At 66.8% G+C, this 14,649-nt stretch carries 11 protein-coding genes; 2 read left to right on the top strand and 9 right to left on the bottom strand.

Annotated elements, in window-relative coordinates; translation table 11 throughout:
- The 4 genes from pstB to ACFPU0_RS02610 form a co-directional block, all read right to left on the bottom strand.
- Nucleotides 1–834 (bottom strand): phosphate ABC transporter ATP-binding protein PstB, encoded by an 834-nt coding sequence (gene pstB / locus ACFPU0_RS02595; RefSeq protein WP_377691218.1) that lies wholly within the window; start codon nucleotides 832–834, stop codon nucleotides 1–3.
- An 85-nt stretch (nucleotides 835–919) separates the two neighbouring features.
- Nucleotides 920–2,590 (bottom strand): phosphate ABC transporter permease PstA, encoded by a 1,671-nt coding sequence (gene pstA / locus ACFPU0_RS02600; RefSeq protein ID WP_377691219.1) that lies wholly within the window; start codon nucleotides 2,588–2,590, stop codon nucleotides 920–922.
- Nucleotides 2,591–2,787: 197 nt separating this feature from the next.
- On the bottom strand, nucleotides 2,788–4,773 hold the full coding sequence (locus ACFPU0_RS02605; protein WP_377691342.1) for an ABC transporter permease subunit: 1,986 nt from the start codon (nucleotides 4,771–4,773) through the stop codon (nucleotides 2,788–2,790).
- A 517-nt stretch (nucleotides 4,774–5,290) separates the two neighbouring features.
- Entirely contained in the window at nucleotides 5,291–6,262 is a 972-nt protein-coding gene (locus tag ACFPU0_RS02610; RefSeq protein WP_377691220.1) for a phosphate ABC transporter substrate-binding protein PstS family protein, read from the bottom strand.
- Nucleotides 6,263–6,421: 159 nt separating this feature from the next.
- Between ACFPU0_RS02610 and ACFPU0_RS02615 the strand changes: the two genes are divergently transcribed.
- Nucleotides 6,422–7,726, top strand: a complete 1,305-nt coding sequence (locus ACFPU0_RS02615) for a PQQ-dependent sugar dehydrogenase (protein WP_377691221.1) — start codon at nucleotides 6,422–6,424, stop codon at nucleotides 7,724–7,726.
- Between the two features lie 169 nt (nucleotides 7,727–7,895).
- On the opposite strand, the gene ACFPU0_RS02620 is transcribed toward ACFPU0_RS02615, so the two are convergent.
- Nucleotides 7,896–9,185, bottom strand: coding sequence for an MFS transporter (locus tag ACFPU0_RS02620; protein ID WP_377691222.1), 1,290 nt, complete (start codon nucleotides 9,183–9,185; stop codon nucleotides 7,896–7,898).
- A gap of 273 nt (nucleotides 9,186–9,458) precedes the next feature.
- Here ACFPU0_RS02620 and ACFPU0_RS02625 point away from each other — a divergent pair, with 273 nt between their 5' ends.
- A complete protein-coding gene (locus ACFPU0_RS02625; protein ID WP_003457836.1) occupies nucleotides 9,459–9,866 on the top strand; it encodes an acyl-CoA thioesterase in 408 nt (135 codons plus the stop codon).
- A gap of 208 nt (nucleotides 9,867–10,074) precedes the next feature.
- Here the strand turns inward: ACFPU0_RS02625 and ACFPU0_RS02630 are convergent, their stop codons facing one another.
- From ACFPU0_RS02630 to ACFPU0_RS02645, 4 genes are read right to left on the bottom strand one after another with little or no spacing between them, the layout of a single operon-like run.
- Entirely contained in the window at nucleotides 10,075–11,268 is a 1,194-nt protein-coding gene (locus ACFPU0_RS02630; RefSeq protein WP_377691223.1) for an ABC transporter permease, read from the bottom strand.
- Nucleotides 11,268–12,479, bottom strand: a complete 1,212-nt coding sequence (locus tag ACFPU0_RS02635; RefSeq protein WP_377691224.1) for an ABC transporter permease — start codon at nucleotides 12,477–12,479, stop codon at nucleotides 11,268–11,270. The genes ACFPU0_RS02630 and ACFPU0_RS02635 overlap by 1 nt, the downstream gene beginning before the upstream one ends.
- A complete protein-coding gene (locus ACFPU0_RS02640) occupies nucleotides 12,479–13,156 on the bottom strand; it encodes an ABC transporter ATP-binding protein (protein ID WP_377691343.1) in 678 nt (225 codons plus the stop codon). The genes ACFPU0_RS02635 and ACFPU0_RS02640 overlap by 1 nt, the downstream gene beginning before the upstream one ends.
- A gap of 5 nt (nucleotides 13,157–13,161) precedes the next feature.
- Nucleotides 13,162–14,316, bottom strand: a complete 1,155-nt coding sequence (locus ACFPU0_RS02645; RefSeq protein ID WP_377691225.1) for an efflux RND transporter periplasmic adaptor subunit — start codon at nucleotides 14,314–14,316, stop codon at nucleotides 13,162–13,164.
- Between the last annotated feature and the right edge of the window lie 333 nt (nucleotides 14,317–14,649).

Genomic DNA, 14,649 nt, shown 5'->3' on the forward strand with positions numbered 1-14,649 from the left:
TTAACCGTAGCGACCGGTGATGTAGTCCTCGGTCTGCTTCTTGGCCGGGTTGGTGAACAGGGTGTCGGTGTCGCCGAACTCGATCAGCTTGCCCATGTACATGAAGGCGGTGTAGTCGGACACCCGCGCCGCCTGCTGCATGTTGTGGGTCACGATGACGATGGTGTACTTGTTCTTGAGCTCGTAGATCAGCTCTTCCACCTTCAGGGTGGAGATCGGGTCCAGGGCCGAGCAGGGTTCGTCGAGCAGCAGCACTTCCGGCTCCACCGCGATGGTGCGGGCGATCACCAGACGCTGTTGCTGGCCGCCGGAGAGACCCAGGGCGGATTCGTGCAGGCGGTCCTTCACCTCGTCCCACAGCGCGGCGCCCTTCAGCGCCCACTCCACAGCCTCGTCCAGCACGCGCTTCTTGTTGATGCCCTGGATGCGCAGGCCGTAGACCACGTTCTCGTAGATGCTCTTGGGGAAGGGGTTCGGCTTCTGGAACACCATGCCCACGCGGCGGCGCAGTTCGGCCACGTCTTCGCCCTTGCGGTAGATGTTGTTGCCGTCCAGGCGGATCTCGCCGTCGACGCGGCAGCCGTCCACCAGGTCGTTCATGCGGTTGAAGCAGCGCAGCAGGGTGGACTTGCCGCAGCCGCTCGGGCCGATGAAGGCGGTCACGCGCTGCTTCGGGATGTTCATGCTGACGTTGTGCAGTGCCTGCTTCTCGCCATAGAACAGGGAGAGGCCAGGCACTTCGAGGGCAACGGTCTCCTCGGCCAGGCGCAGGTTCTGCTTGTCGCGGCCGAGGGCGGAAATGTTGACGCCGTGGCTGTGGGTTTCGTGTTGCATGCGGTTCACTCCGTTCAAGCTTGAAGCTTGAAGCTTGAAGCTCGAAGCGACTTCCAGCTTCCAGCTTCCAGCTTCCAGCTGAGAGTCAGTTGTCCAGCGCCTTGTATTTCTCGCGCAGGTGGTTACGGATGGCGACGGCCGAGAAGTTCAGCAGGGCGATCACCAGCACCAGCAGCAGCGCGGTGGCGTACACCAGCGGGCGCGCGGCCTCGACGTTCGGGCTCTGGAAACCGACGTCATAGATGTGGAAGCCCAGGTGCATGATCTTCTGGTCCAGGTGCAGGTAGGGGTAGTTGCCATCCACCGGCAGGCTCGGCGCCAGCTTCACCACGCCCACCAGCATCAGCGGCGCCACTTCGCCGGCGGCGCGGGCCACGGCGAGGATCAGGCCGGTCATCATCGCCGGGCTGGCCATGGGCAGGACCACCTTCCACAGGGTCTCGGCCTTGGTCGCGCCGAGGGCCAGGGAGCCTTCGCGCACCGCACGGGGAATCCGTGCCAGGCCTTCCTCGGTGGCGACGATCACCACCGGCACGGCGAGGATCGCCAGGGTCAGGGATGCCCAGAGCAGGCCCGGGGTGCCGAAGGTCGGCGCGGGGGCGGACTCGGGGAAGAACAGGCGATCCAGGGAACCGCCCAGCACGTAGACGAAGAAGCCCAGGCCGAACACGCCGTAGACGATGGCCGGCACACCCGCCAGGTTGTTCACCGCGATGCGGATCACCCGGGTCAGCGGGCCCTGTTTGGCATATTCGCGCAGGTAGATGGCGGCGATCACACCGAAGGGGGTGACGATCACGGCCATGATCAGGGTCATCATCACGGTGCCGAAGATGGCCGGGAAGATACCGCCTTCGGTGTTGGCCTCGCGCGGGTCGTCGGCGAGGAATTCCCAGAGCTTGGCGAAGTAGAAGCCGAGCTTGTCGAACAGGCCCATGGCGTTCGGCTGGTAGGCGTGGACCACCTTGCCGAGGCTGATTTCCTGCTCCTTGCCACCGGCCTCGCGGACCACCACGCTGTCGCGGTTGAACTCCTGGTGCAGGCCCATCAGGCGCTCTTCCAGGCCCTTGTAGCGCTGCTCCAGCTCGGCGCGCTCGGCGGCGATGTCGGCCTGGGCCTCGGCGCTCAGGGCGTCATTGAGCTCCAGCTTGCGGGTCTGCAGGCGCAGGCGCTCGAGGCCATGGTTGATGGCGCCGATGTCCTTCTTCTCCAGCTGGTAGAGCTGGTCGTAGAGGGCGTTGACGCGCTCCAGGCGTTTCTGCAGCTCGGCCATGGCGGCCTCGCCTTCGGCCACCACCTGGCCGTTTTCCTTGACCGAGACCAGGCGGCCGTAGAAGTTGCCCCACTCGCGGCGCTCCAGCGCCACCAGTTCGACCGGGTACTTCTGCTCCTGCAGCCAGTCGCCCACCACCCAGGTGAAGTCGCTGCCGTAGACGTCACGGTTGCCCACCTTGAGCAATTCGCGGGTCATGAACTCCGGACCCTCTTCCGGCACCGGCAGACCGGCGCCCTTCAGGCGCGCACGGGACACTTCCTCGATCTGCACCGCCTCGCCGACCACCGGCTTGGCGGCCTGGCCGGGCACCACGTACTGCGCCTCCACCAGGTCCGCCGGCCAGAAGTGGGCCAGGCCGCGCACGGCGATCACCGAGAGCAGGCCTATGGTCATGATGACCGCGATGGACACCGCGCCGCCGCTTATCCAGACGCCCGGTGCGCCGCTCTTGAACCAGTTTTTCAGGGAAACCTTTTTCACGGATTTCTCCACCGCTTGAGTCTTCCAGTTCCTCCCGCATCACTGCCGGAGGTTTCGTGTTGTTCACCCCTCTCCGATCAGGGAGGGGCTGGGGAAAGAGCGTCGGCGCGTGGCCAGACATCCCTCTCCCGGTCCTGCGGACCACCCTCTCCCTGAAGGGAGAGGGTCATCGGATGCGCCTCTGTCGAGGCGCGCTTTTAAAGAGAGGCGTACTTCTTGCGCAGGCGCTGACGGATCAGCTCGGCCAGGGTGTTCATGATGAAGGTGAAGGTCAGCAGCACCAGGGCCGAGAGGAACAGCACCCGGTAGTGGCTGCCGCCGACTTCCGATTCCGGCATTTCCACCGCCACGTTGGCGGCCAGGGTACGCATGCCTTCGAAGATGTTCACTTCCATCACCGGGGTGTTGCCGGTGGCCATCAGCACGATCATGGTCTCGCCCACGGCGCGGCCGAGGCCGATCATCAGCGCCGAGAAGATGCCCGGGCTGGCGGTCAGCAGGACCACGCGGGTCATGGTCTGCCAGGGCGTGGCGCCCAGGGCCAGGGAACCGTAGGTCAGGCTGCGGGGCACGCTGAACACGGCGTCTTCGGCGATGGAGAAGATGTTCGGGATCACCGCGAAGCCCATGGCCAGGCCGACGATCAGGGCGTTGCGCTGGTCGTAGGTGATGCCCAGGTCGTTGCTGATCCACAGGCGCATGTCGCCGCCGAAGAACCAGCTTTCCAGCAGCGGGCTCATGCCCAGCGCGAACCAGGCGGTGAAGCCCACCACCGGGATCAGGATGGCCGCTTCCCAGCCGTCCGGCACGCGCAGGCGGATGGACTCCGGCAGGCGGCTCCAGATGAAGCCGGCCAGCAGGATACCGATGGGCGTAAGCAGCAACAGACTGAAGATGCCGGGCAGGTGGCCTTCCACATAGGGCGCCAGGAACAGGCCGGCGAAGAAGCCCAGGATCACGGTGGGCAGGGCTTCCATCAGCTCGATGACCGGCTTGACCTTGCGGCGCATGGCCGGCGCCATGAAATAGGCGGTGTAGATGGCCGCGGCAATGGCCAGCGGAGCGGCCAGCAGCATGGCGTAGAAGGCCGCCTTGAGGGTGCCGAAGGTCAGCGGCGCCAGGCTCAGCTTGGGCTCGAAGTCGGTGTTGGCGGCCGTGGACTGCCAGACGTACTTGGGCTCGTCATAGCTCTCGTACCAGACCTTGCCCCACAACGCGCTCCAGGAGACCTCCGGGTGCGGGTTGCTCAGGCGGAAGGGCATCAGCTGACCGCCCTCTTCGACCAGGACACGATTGGCACGCGGCGACAGGGCCAGCAGGCCGGATGCGTCGGTCACCGGTTCCACCAGCAGGGTGCGGTTGGCGGTGCTGTGGAACACGCCGAGGTGGCCGGTGGCGTCCAGGGCGACGAAGCCCTTGCGGCGCTCTTCCGGGGTGATCTGCACCACCGGGGCGCTGCCCAGCTGGAAGTCGCGGATGTGCTTGAGGCGCGAGGAACCATCCGGATCGCGAGCCATGAACCACTGGCTGATGCCGCCCTTGGAGTCGCCCACCATCAGGGAGATGCCACCGAGCAGCATGGTGCTGGCGGTGATCTCGCGCTCGCCATCTTCCAGCAGCTTGTAGCGGCCGTTCAGGGCGTTTTCGCGCAGGCTGAAGACGTCGGCCTGGGCACGGCCGTTGAGGACGTAGAGCCACTGGTGGCGCGGGTCGATGTAGATGGCCTTGATCGGTTCGACCATCTGCGGCAGCTCGACGCGGGACTGCTCCTGGGTGGTCTCGCCGGTCAGCATGTTCTCTTCGCTGACCACCTGCTGCACGTGCAGCTGGTTGCCGGTGGAACCGGCCAGCATCAGGGTCTCGTCATTGATGCTGAGGGCGACATGCTCCAGGGCGCGACCCTGGGCGTCCAGCACCATGGGCGTCTCGCCATAGGGGAAGCTGACCTGGGGCTCGATGGTCTTCTTGTTGTCCGGGTAGGTGACCTTGTAGCTGTGCTTGAAGATCAGCGCCTGGCCGTTGGACAGGCCCAGCACCACCAGCGGGCTGCCGGGCTGGTCCTGGCCGATGGAAACCACACTGGCGCCCGCCGGCAGTGGCAGTTGCTGGCGTTGCAGCAGGTTGCCGTCCTTCACCGCGAAGAACTGCACCTCGCCCTTGTCGGCGACGCGCAGGCCCACCATGTTCTGTTCTTCCAGGGCCAGCAGCAGCGGCTTGCCGGCGTCCTGTTGCAGCCAGGCCGGGCTCTGCACCTTTTTCGCGGTCAGTTCGGCGCCCTGGAACAGCGGCAGGACCACATAGGCCAGGTAGAAGAAGATCAGGGTGATGGCGCCGAGAACGGCAAGGCCGCCCACCAGCACGTACCAGCGGGTCAGGCGGTCCTTCAGGGCGCGCATCTTGCGCTTGCGCACCAGCGCAGGCGTATTGAAGTCGATGCGGGCGGGTGGGTTCTTCGGTGTTGTCAGGGAGTTGGCCAGGTCAGTCATGGATTCGGGCTCTTGCCACAGTCGGCGCGCACAGGCTTTTACGATGGGGGCACAGCCTACGGTCTTCGTGTGACAGAAAAATTACAGCGAGTTGACGTGGCGAAGCCCACCCGGAGGAGGCCTCGGGTGGGCTTCTGCGGCGGGGGTCTCCCGTCGCCCTTGCGTCCTTGCGGGGCGGCGTGCACAAGGCCGCCGCCCCCTTATCCGGCCTGGATTACAGGCCCAGTTCCTTCAGGGTCTTCTCAGCAACTTTAGCCGGAACCGGGATGTAGCCGTCCTTGACGACCACTTCCTGACCCTGCTTGGACAGCACCATCTTCACGAACTCGGCTTCCAGGGGAGCCAGCGGCTTGTTCGGCGCCTTGTTCACGTAGACGTAGAGGAAGCGGGACAGCGGGTAGCTGCCGTTCAGGGCGTTCTGCTCGTTGTCTTCAACGAACTCGCCGCCTTCCTTCTTGGCCAGGGGCACGGTCTTCACGCTGGAAGTCTTGTAGCCGATGCCGGAGTAGCCGATGCCGTTGACGGACTGGCTGATGGACTGAACGACGGAAGCGGAACCCGGCTGCTCGTTCACGTTGGCCTTGAAGTCGCCTTTGCACAGGGCTTCTTCCTTGAAGTAGCCGTAGGTGCCGGATACCGAGTTACGACCGAACAGCTGGATCGGCTTGGAAGCCAGGTCGCCGGCCACGCCCAGGTCGCCCCAGGTCTTGACGTCGCTCTTGCCACCGCACAGGCGGTTGGCGGAGAAGATCGCGTCGACCTGCTGCATGGTCAGGCCTTTGATGGGGTTGTCCTTGTGCACGAAGATCGCCAGGGCGTCGACGGCCACCGGTACGGCGGTCGGCTTGTAGCCATACTTCTCTTCGAAGGCCTGCAGCTCGACATCCTTCATCTTGCGGCTCATCGGGCCCAGGTTGGCGGTGCCTTCGGTCAGAGCCGGCGGCGCGGTGGAAGAACCGGCGGCCTGGATCTGGATGTTCACGTTCGGGTATTCGCGCTTGTACGCCTCGGCCCACAGGGTCATCAGGTTGGCCAGGGTGTCGGAACCTACGCTGGAGAGGTTGCCGGAAACACCAGTGGTCTTCTGGTAGGCCGGGATGGCCGGGTCGACGGCGGCAACCGCACTGGCGGTGGCGACACCGGCGGCGACGAAGGTCAGGGCCGCCATCAAACGCTTCAGTTTCATGCCTTGCTCCTAAGCAGGACGAGGGGGTTGAATGCAACGGGGGCCAGTATCGAGAGGCCGTATGACCACTCTATGAATTGATTGTGACAATTGGATGAATGGCCACTATCGCTTGTCCAATCGCGGTCAAAGCACGGATAACCACCCGGAGAGCGCCCCATGAAGCGTCACCCCCTGCTGCCCCTCGCCCTGCTCGCCCTGTGCACGGCGTGCGGTGAAATGGCCACCTTGAAGGTCGAGGACGGCATCGGCCCCAACCCCCAGTTGCCGCCGCCGAAACGCACCCTGATCCCCACCGTCAACATCGCGCCGGCAGTCGGCTGGGCGCCGGGCGCCAAGCCTGTGGCTGCCGAGGGCACCCGTGTCGAGGCTTTCGCCGAAGGCCTGCAGCATCCGCGCTGGCTCCACGTGCTGCCCAACGGCGACGTGCTGGTGGCGGAAAGCGCCGCACCGGGGACCGACAGGCCGGCAGGGGTGAAGAGCTGGGCTGCCGGCCTGTTCATGAAACGCGCCGGTGCCCAGGTGCAGAGTGCCAACCGCATCTCCCTGTTGCGCGACATCAATGGCGATGGCGTGGCCGACCTGCGCAGCACCTTCATCAAGGGACTCAACTCGCCCTTCGGCATGGTCCTGGTGGGCAAGGACCTCTACGTCGCCAACGCCGACGCACTGATGCGCTTCCCCTACGTCAAGGGCGCCACCGAGATCGTCGAGCCGGGCACCAAGGTCACCGACCTGCCCGCCGGCCTCAACCACCACTGGACCAAGAACGTCATCGCCAGCCGCGACGGCCGCAAGCTCTATATAACGGTGGGCTCCAACAGCAATGTCGGCGAGAACGGCATGGAGGCCGAAGAAGGCCGCGCCGCCATCTGGGAACTGGACCGCGCCAGCGGCAACAAGCGCCTTTACGCCACCGGCCTGCGCAACCCCAACGGGCTGGCCTGGGAACCGCAGACCGGCAAGCTGTGGACGGCGGTGAACGAGCGCGACGAACTCGGCAGCGACCTGGTACCGGACTACATCACCTCGGTGAAGGACGGCGGCTTCTATGGCTGGCCCTACAGCTATTTCGGCCAGCATGTGGACGAGCGGGTCCAGCCGCAGCGGCCGGACCTGGTGGCCAAGGCCATAGTCCCCGATTACGCCCTGGGCCCGCACACCGCATCCCTGGGCATCGCCTTCGCCAAGGGCAGCAAATTGCCGAAGTTCCAGAACGGCCTGTTCGTCGGCCAGCACGGCTCCTGGAACCGCAACCCCCACAGTGGCTACAAGGTGATCTACGTACCCTTCAAGGGCGGCAAGCCCAGCGGCCAGCCGGTGGACCTGCTGACCGGCTTCCTCGACGAGCAGGGCAACGCCCAGGGCCGCCCGGTGGACGTGAAGCTCGACGGCAAGGGCGCCCTGCTGGTGACCGACGATGTGGGCAACAAGGTCTGGCGGGTGAGTGCGGCGAAGAAGTGAGGCCCGAGAGGATGCCGGCTTCCCTCACCCCAACCCTCTCCCAGTCCATGCAGGATGGGTAGAGCGAAACCCATCACCGTCGAGGGGTTTCGCAGTTCGGGTGGATGGCGCTTTTCCATCCACCATCCCGGTGGAAATCCAACACGCGGATTTCCACCGGGCAACACGGTCAGCGCTTCTTCGCGATCAGGAACAACCCGATCAGCACCGCCACGCCGCAGAGCGTCCCCACATAGTAGGCCGGCCCCAGGCTGTCCCACTTCATCAGCAGCGACACCACCATCGGGGTCAGGCCGCCGAAGATGGCGTAGGCCAGGTTGTAGGAGAAGGACAGGCCGGAGAAACGCACCACCGCCGGGAAGGCCTTGACCATCACATAGGGCACCGCACCGATGGTGCCGACGAACAGGCCGGTCAGCGCGTAGAGCGGGAACAGCCAGTCCGGATGGGCCTTGAGGCTGGTGTAGAAGGTCCAGGAGCTGATCGCCAGCAGCAGGCCGCCCACCAGGAAGGTGCGCCCGGCGCCGAAGCGGTCGGCCAGGACACCGGCCACGACGCAGCCGATGGACAGCAGGACGATGGCCAGGCTGTTGGCCTTCAGCGCGGTGGCGGCTTCGAAGCCGTAGACAGTCTGCAGCAGGGTCGGGGTCATCAGGATGACCACGACTATGGCGGCGGACAGCACCCAGGTCAGCAGCATGGACAGCACGATGGCGCCACGATGCTCGCGCAACACGGTCTTCAGCGGCACCTCGTCGGCCAGCGCCTTGCGCTGCTGCATCTCGGCGAACACCGGGGTTTCGTGCAGCCATTGCCGCAGGTAGACGGCGAACAGGCCGAACACGCCGCCCACCAGGAACGGCAGGCGCCAGGCCCAGTCCAGCACCTCGGCCGGGGAATAGAGGCTGTTGATCAGGGTCGCCATCAGCGAACCCAGCAGGATGCCGGCGGTCAGCCCCGAGGTCAGGGTGCCGCAGGCGTAACCGATATACCGCGACGGCACGTGCTCGGCGACGAAGACCCAGGCCCCCGGCACTTCGCCGCCGATGGCCGCGCCCTGGATCACCCGCATCAGGAGCAGCGCCAGCGGCGCCCAGATGCCGATCTGTTCATAGGTGGGCAACAGGCCCATGGTCAGGGTGGGCACCGCCATCAGGAAGATGCTCAGGGTGAACATGCGCTTGCGCCCCAGCAGATCGCCGAAGTGCGCCATGACGATACCGCCCAGGGGCCGCGCCAGGTAGCCGGCGGCGAAGATGCCGAAGGTCTGCAGCTGGCGCAGCCAGTCGGGCATCTCGGCGGGGAAGAACAGCTTGCCCACCACCGCGGCGAAGAACACGAAGATGATGAAGTCGTAGAACTCCAGGGCGCCGCCGAGGGCGGAGAGCGACAGGGTCTTGTAGTCGCTGCGGGTCAGCGGGCGCGAGGCGGGCGCCTCGGAGGCAAGCACGGAAGACATTGTTGGGATTCTCGTCTGGGGGTGCAGGGCGTTTCCCGCTACTTGGGCGGAAAAATCGCCTGGCAACATATCAAAAAGCGTCAAATGTACACAGTCTCAGCCACAAAACCGCTGCCAGCGCGCTACAGCGGTCGTCTGGCGGTGCCCCATGGCGATATACTGCCCGCTGTTCAGCGCAGGTCGGCATGCAGTGGGTCGGCGGCGCACAGGGAAGGAAGGGCAGCGCCCCTCTCCAGGCATTGGCGCCACACACACGAAACAGGCAGTCCCGGCATGATCGAAATCGAAGAAGAAGAGAACCTCACCCCGCAAGGCGACCTCGCCCTGCAGATCACCGCGCTCCCGCGGGAAACCAACGGCTTCGGCGATATCTACGGCGGCTGGCTGGTTTCCCAGATGGACCTGGCCGGCACCGCCATGGCCAGCAAGGTGGCCGCGGGCCGCGTGGCCACGGTGGCCATCGACCGCATGGCGTTCCTGGTGCCGGTGGCCGTGGGCGCCCAGCTCTCCTTCTACACCCAGACCCTGGAGATCGGCCGCAGCTCCATCCAGATGCTGGTGGAAGTCTGGAGCGACGACCCTCTGTCCAGCGAGTGGCGCAAGGTCACCGAGGCCGTGTTCGTCTTCGTTGCCATCGACGGCAGCGGCCGCACCCGCCCGGTCCCGCCGCGCCGGGGCTGAGCCGCAACGCAGAACCTGTAGGGGCGATTTCAATCGCCAAGGGCGGCGCAGCTGCCCCCATCAGCCGTGTAGGGTGGAGAGCGCCTTTCTATCCACCAGCGAGGCCAATCAAGGACACCGATGGTGGAAATCCCCAAAGGGATTTCCACCCTACGCCTCGATTGATACGGAATCTCCCACGGACCAGCCCAACGCCGCCCGACCCGACCTAGAGGCGAAGCGCGTCCACCGGATGCAGCTTCGCCGCACGCCGGGCCGGCGCCAGCCCGGCGCTCATGCCCACCAGGGCCGAGAGCAGCAACGCCAGCAGCACCAGGGACAGGTCCAGGCGCAGGGGCAGCTCCGGCACCAGCAGGCGCAGGCCGCCCACCAGGACGAAGACCATTACCAGCCCGAGCAGCCCGCCCAGCACCGACAGCAGCGTCGCCTCGGTCAGGAACAGCAGCAGCACCTGGCGCGGTGCGGCGCCCACCGCGCGGAGCAGGCCGATCTCGGCGGTGCGCTCGCCCACTGTGGTGGTCATGATGGTGAGGATGCCCACCGCCCCCACCAGCAGGGAGATTCCTCCCAGGGCGGCGATGCCCAGGGTGATGGCGGCGAGGATGCGGTCGAGGCTGCCCAGCAGGTCGCCCTGGGAGGTCATGCGGAAGTCCTCGCGGCCGTGACGCTCCACCAGCAGCCGCCGCACGGTCGCGGCGAAGTCCTCGGCCGCTACGCTGTCGTCGAACAGCACATGGATCTTCACCAGGCCTTCGCGGTTGAACAGGTGCCCCGCCCAGTCCACCGGTATGTAGGCGATATCGTCCAGGTCGAAACCCAGCAGGTTGCCCTTGCTCGCCATCACCCCGATCACCCGGAAGCTCATGCCCCCCACCCGCACCCGCTGGCCGACCGGATTGGCGCCGCCGAACAGCTCCACGCCCAACTTCGCCCCCAGCACCACATAGGGTGGCGTACGGCCATCCCGCGACGGCGGCAGGAACTGCCCCTGGGCCATTTGCACGCGCCAGGCGGCCGCCAGCTGGGAGCCGCTGCCGAGGATATCCACCCGCCGCTGGCGCCCAGCGGCCTGGATATCGCCATTACCCTGGATGATCGGCACCACCGCCTCCGCATGGGACAGGCGCCCCAGGGCGTCTGCGTCGGCGATGGTCAACGGCCGCGCGCTGGCGAGAATCCCGCCGATACCACCCGTCGGCAGAGTGCCGGGACGCACCGTGACCACCCGGGTGCCGAACTGGGCGAAGCTGTCCAGCACCCGGGTACGCAGCCCTTCGCCCATGGCGGTGAGCAGCGCCACGGCGGCGATGCCGATGGCCACCCCGAGCAAGGTCAGCAGACTGCGCATGGGCTGGCTGGAAAGGGCCGAGCCACACAGGCCGAGACCATCGCGCCAGCGCATCACTGGCTGCCCTGCGGACGCAGTGCCTGGACCGGCGCCTGGGCGGCGGCATGGCTGGCCGGCAGCCAGGCGAACAACAGCGCGGCGCCGAGGGCCAGGGCCGGCGCGCCGAGCCGCGCCCACCAGGGCGCCTGCAACGGCAGGTCGCTGGCCAGCCGGCCGATCCAGAGCAGCAGCTCGCCGAGGGCCAGCCCGGAACCGGCGCCGAGCAGCGCCAGCAGGGCCGCCTCACCGAGAAACAGCAGGCGCACCTGGTTCGAGCTGGCCCCCACGGCCTTGAGCAGGCCGATCTCGGCGGTGCGCTGCAGCACGGAGATCCAGGTCACGTTCATGATCAGGATGCCCGCCACCAGCAGGCTGATGGCCGCGATGCCGGCCAGCGCCAGGGTCAGGCCGCCAAGGATGTCGTCGAAGGCGGCGAGCATGGAGTCCTGGCTGAGCAGGGTGACATCCTCCTCGCCCTGGTGGCGCTCCTTGAGGACCGCCAGCACCTGGCGCCCGGCACTGTCCAGGTAGCTGCGGCCACGGGCCTCGACGAAGATCCGGAACAGCCCTTCGCGATCGAACAACGCCTCGGCACTGGCCACCGGGACGATCAGCGCCTCGGAAAAGTCCATCCCCAGGGATTCGCCACGCTCGTCCAGCACCCCGATCACCCGGAAGCGCCGGTCACCGGCGCGTAGCCACTGACCCAGGGCCGGGGCGCTGCCGAACAGCTCGCGGCGCAGGCGGCTTCCGATCACGCAGACCTGCTCCGCCTCTCCCGGCTCCAGTTCCGGCAGCGCCTGGCCCTGGGCAAGACGCAACTGGCGGATGGCGAAAAAGGCCCGGGTGGTACCCAGGGTCAGGGCCTCGCGATTACGGTTGTCGCGGCTGACCTCCAGCTGCCCGGCATGCAACGGCGCCACCCGCTGCACCGCCGGCAGGCGGCCGAGCGCCGTGGCGTCGGCCTGGGTCAGCGGGCGCGGCGCCATGCCGGTGATGGGCGGCATGCCGCCGGTGGTTTCATTGCGCCCGGGCAGGACGATGAGGATATCCCGCCCGAGCAGGGAGAATTCCCCCAGCACATAGGCCCGGGCGCCCTCCCCCAGGCCGCCCAGCAGGGTCACGAAGAACACGCCCACCGCCATCGCCAGGAGCAGCATGAGACTGCGCGAACGGTGCCCGCTCAGGGAGCCGAGCCAGAATCGGCAGGCATCCAGCAGGTCCATCAGGCGACCACGCCCTGGCGGCGATCGCTGAGTATGCGTCCGTCGCGCATCTGCACCTGTCGAAGGGCCCGGGCGGCGTGCTGGGCGTCGTGGGTCACCAGGATCAGCGTCAGGCCCTCGGCATTCAGCTCCTCCAACAGGGCGACCACCTCGGTGCCGGACTGGCTGTCGAGGTTGCCGGTGGGCTCATCGGCCAGCAGCAGGCGGGGCCGCATCACCATGGCGCGGGCGATGGCCACGCGCTGGCGCTGGCCGCCGGACAGCTCGGCCGGGTGATGTCGCAGCCGCTCGCCCAGGCCCAGGCGTTCGGCCAGCAGCAGGCCGCGGCGATGGCGTTCGGCGGGGTCGACACCGGCCAGCAGCATGGGCAACTCGATATTTTCCAGGGCGGTGAGGCGCGGGATCAGGTGGAAGGACTGGAAGACGAAGCCGATCAGACGGCTGCGCAGGGCGGCACGACGCTCTTCGCCGAGAGCCGCGGTGGGCTCCTCGTCCAGCCAGAATTCGCCGCTGTCGGGAGCGTCCAGGAGCCCGAGGATGTTCAACAGGGTGGACTTGCCGGAACCGGAGGCCCCGGTGATGGCCAGGTACTCGCCGTCCGCCACTTCCAGGTCGAGGTGGTCGAGGCCGCGCACCTGCTGCTCGCCCAGCAGGAAGCTGCGGCTGACCTGGTGCATGAGGATCACCGCCCGTGCTCCTGCACCTCGCCGCTGGGGCTGACCACGCTACCGTCGGCCAGGCCCTCCTGCTGCAGGCTGGGCAGGATACGGTCGCCGGCCGCCAGCCCGTCCTTCACTTCGCTCCAGCGCCAGTTGGCCAGGCCGATTTCCACCTTCTGCTCGCGCAGGTGGCCGTTGCTGGGGTCGTAGCGCAACACCCTGCCGCCTTCCAGCAGGCTTTCGGTGGGCACTCGCAGGGCCTGTTCACGCTGGGCAAGAAGAATTTCCACGTCGGCGCTGTAGCCGCTGAGCAGCATCAGGTCCGTTGGCACACGCTCGAACTTCACTTCGACGTCGACGGTGCGCGCCTGCTTCTCCAGCTCGCGGACGAAGGGCGCGATGCGGCTGACCCGGCCTGCGAAGCTGCGCCCACCGAAGGCGTCGAGGGTGATGCGCACCGGCATGCCGGGGCGCACCAGCGCGGCGTCCACTTCGTCTATGGGGGCTTCGACGTAGAGGCACTGGTCGTCGATCAGATCCACCGCCGGCGGCGTTGGAATGCCCGGCGGCGAGGGCGTGACCACTTCGCCCAGCTCGCCGTTGATCTCGGCGACTATGCCGGCGAAGGGTGCACGCAGGGTGGCCTGGTCCAGTTGTGCCAGGTGCAACTCAAGGCTGGCTTCGGCCTCGCGAATCTTCGCCTCGCCGCCGCTGCACAAGAGCTGCGACAGGCGCGCGCGAGTGGCGCTCTGGTCCAGCTGGTCCTGGGGGGCCAGCTTGCGTTCGGCGAGGCGGTCCAGACGCTGCAGGTCGCGCTGGTCCTGGCTGGCCTGGCTGCAGCTCTGCTCGCGCAGGTTGCGCTGGGCGTCCAGCCGCGCGCGGGCTTCGTCCACCCGCGCCTGCAGGTCGTCCTGGCGCAGGCGCATGAGCACATCGCCGGCTTGCACCCTCTGCCCCGCATGGATCAGCAGCTCACTCACCTGACCGCCGGTCTTGAACGACAGATGGGCACGCCGGCAGGCTTTCACGGTACCCGCGCGGGTGTTGGCCACCAGGGTTTCCACCTCGCCCTTGGCCACCTCCACCAGTTGCACCGGCACCGGCTCGGGGCGCGCCCAGAAGCCCGCCAGCGCCGCCAGGGTGAGCAAAATAGGAATAATTATCAGTAGCTTGCGCATGGCATCGACTCCACTTGCGAGCGATCAAGAAAAGTCTAGGTCCGTCGGTGGGGGCCCTTTCGGCACCAACGTCCCGCACGCGGCCGGCCTTCTGCCAAGGAGCGTCGAGAAATCACGGCCTTAGCGGTGCCAACCGCAAGTCGGGTCCGGCGGCTCCTCTGACCATCCATGTCAAAACGCCGACAAGTGGACCCGCACTTGCGATGAGCAAATGCGAACGCGTCAAAATCAAGTCATTCGCAACCCATTCAGCGAACTCTTGGTCGAATCCCGAGAAAGCCCTTGCCGCCTCTGCCATGCTGATTCGAAATAGCAGATGGCGCCCCGGCGGCC

Source organism: Pseudomonas sp. GCM10022186 (assembly GCF_042656385.1).
Classification (GTDB): domain Bacteria; phylum Pseudomonadota; class Gammaproteobacteria; order Pseudomonadales; family Pseudomonadaceae; genus Metapseudomonas.

Excerpts from the sequence above, each read along its gene's own strand:
- ACFPU0_RS02605 (WP_377691342.1), bottom strand. The coding sequence starts at position 4,773 with ATGGTGGGCCTGCGCGTCGCCGACAAGGGCGAGGTGCAGTTCTTCGCG.
- ACFPU0_RS02625 (WP_003457836.1), top strand. The coding sequence starts at position 9,459 with ATGATCGAAATCGAAGAAGAAGAGAACCTCACCCCGCAAGGCGACCTC.
- ACFPU0_RS02610 (WP_377691220.1), bottom strand. The coding sequence starts at position 6,262 with ATGAAACTGAAGCGTTTGATGGCGGCCCTGACCTTCGTCGCCGCCGGT.
- pstB (WP_377691218.1), bottom strand. The coding sequence starts at position 834 with ATGCAACACGAAACCCACAGCCACGGCGTCAACATTTCCGCCCTCGGC.
- ACFPU0_RS02620 (WP_377691222.1), bottom strand. The coding sequence starts at position 9,185 with ATGTCTTCCGTGCTTGCCTCCGAGGCGCCCGCCTCGCGCCCGCTGACC.
- ACFPU0_RS02645 (WP_377691225.1), bottom strand. The coding sequence starts at position 14,316 with ATGCGCAAGCTACTGATAATTATTCCTATTTTGCTCACCCTGGCGGCG.
- ACFPU0_RS02635 (WP_377691224.1), bottom strand. The coding sequence starts at position 12,479 with ATGGACCTGCTGGATGCCTGCCGATTCTGGCTCGGCTCCCTGAGCGGG.
- ACFPU0_RS02630 (WP_377691223.1), bottom strand. The coding sequence starts at position 11,268 with ATGCGCTGGCGCGATGGTCTCGGCCTGTGTGGCTCGGCCCTTTCCAGC.
- ACFPU0_RS02615 (WP_377691221.1), top strand. The coding sequence starts at position 6,422 with ATGAAGCGTCACCCCCTGCTGCCCCTCGCCCTGCTCGCCCTGTGCACG.
- ACFPU0_RS02640 (WP_377691343.1), bottom strand. The coding sequence starts at position 13,156 with ATGCACCAGGTCAGCCGCAGCTTCCTGCTGGGCGAGCAGCAGGTGCGC.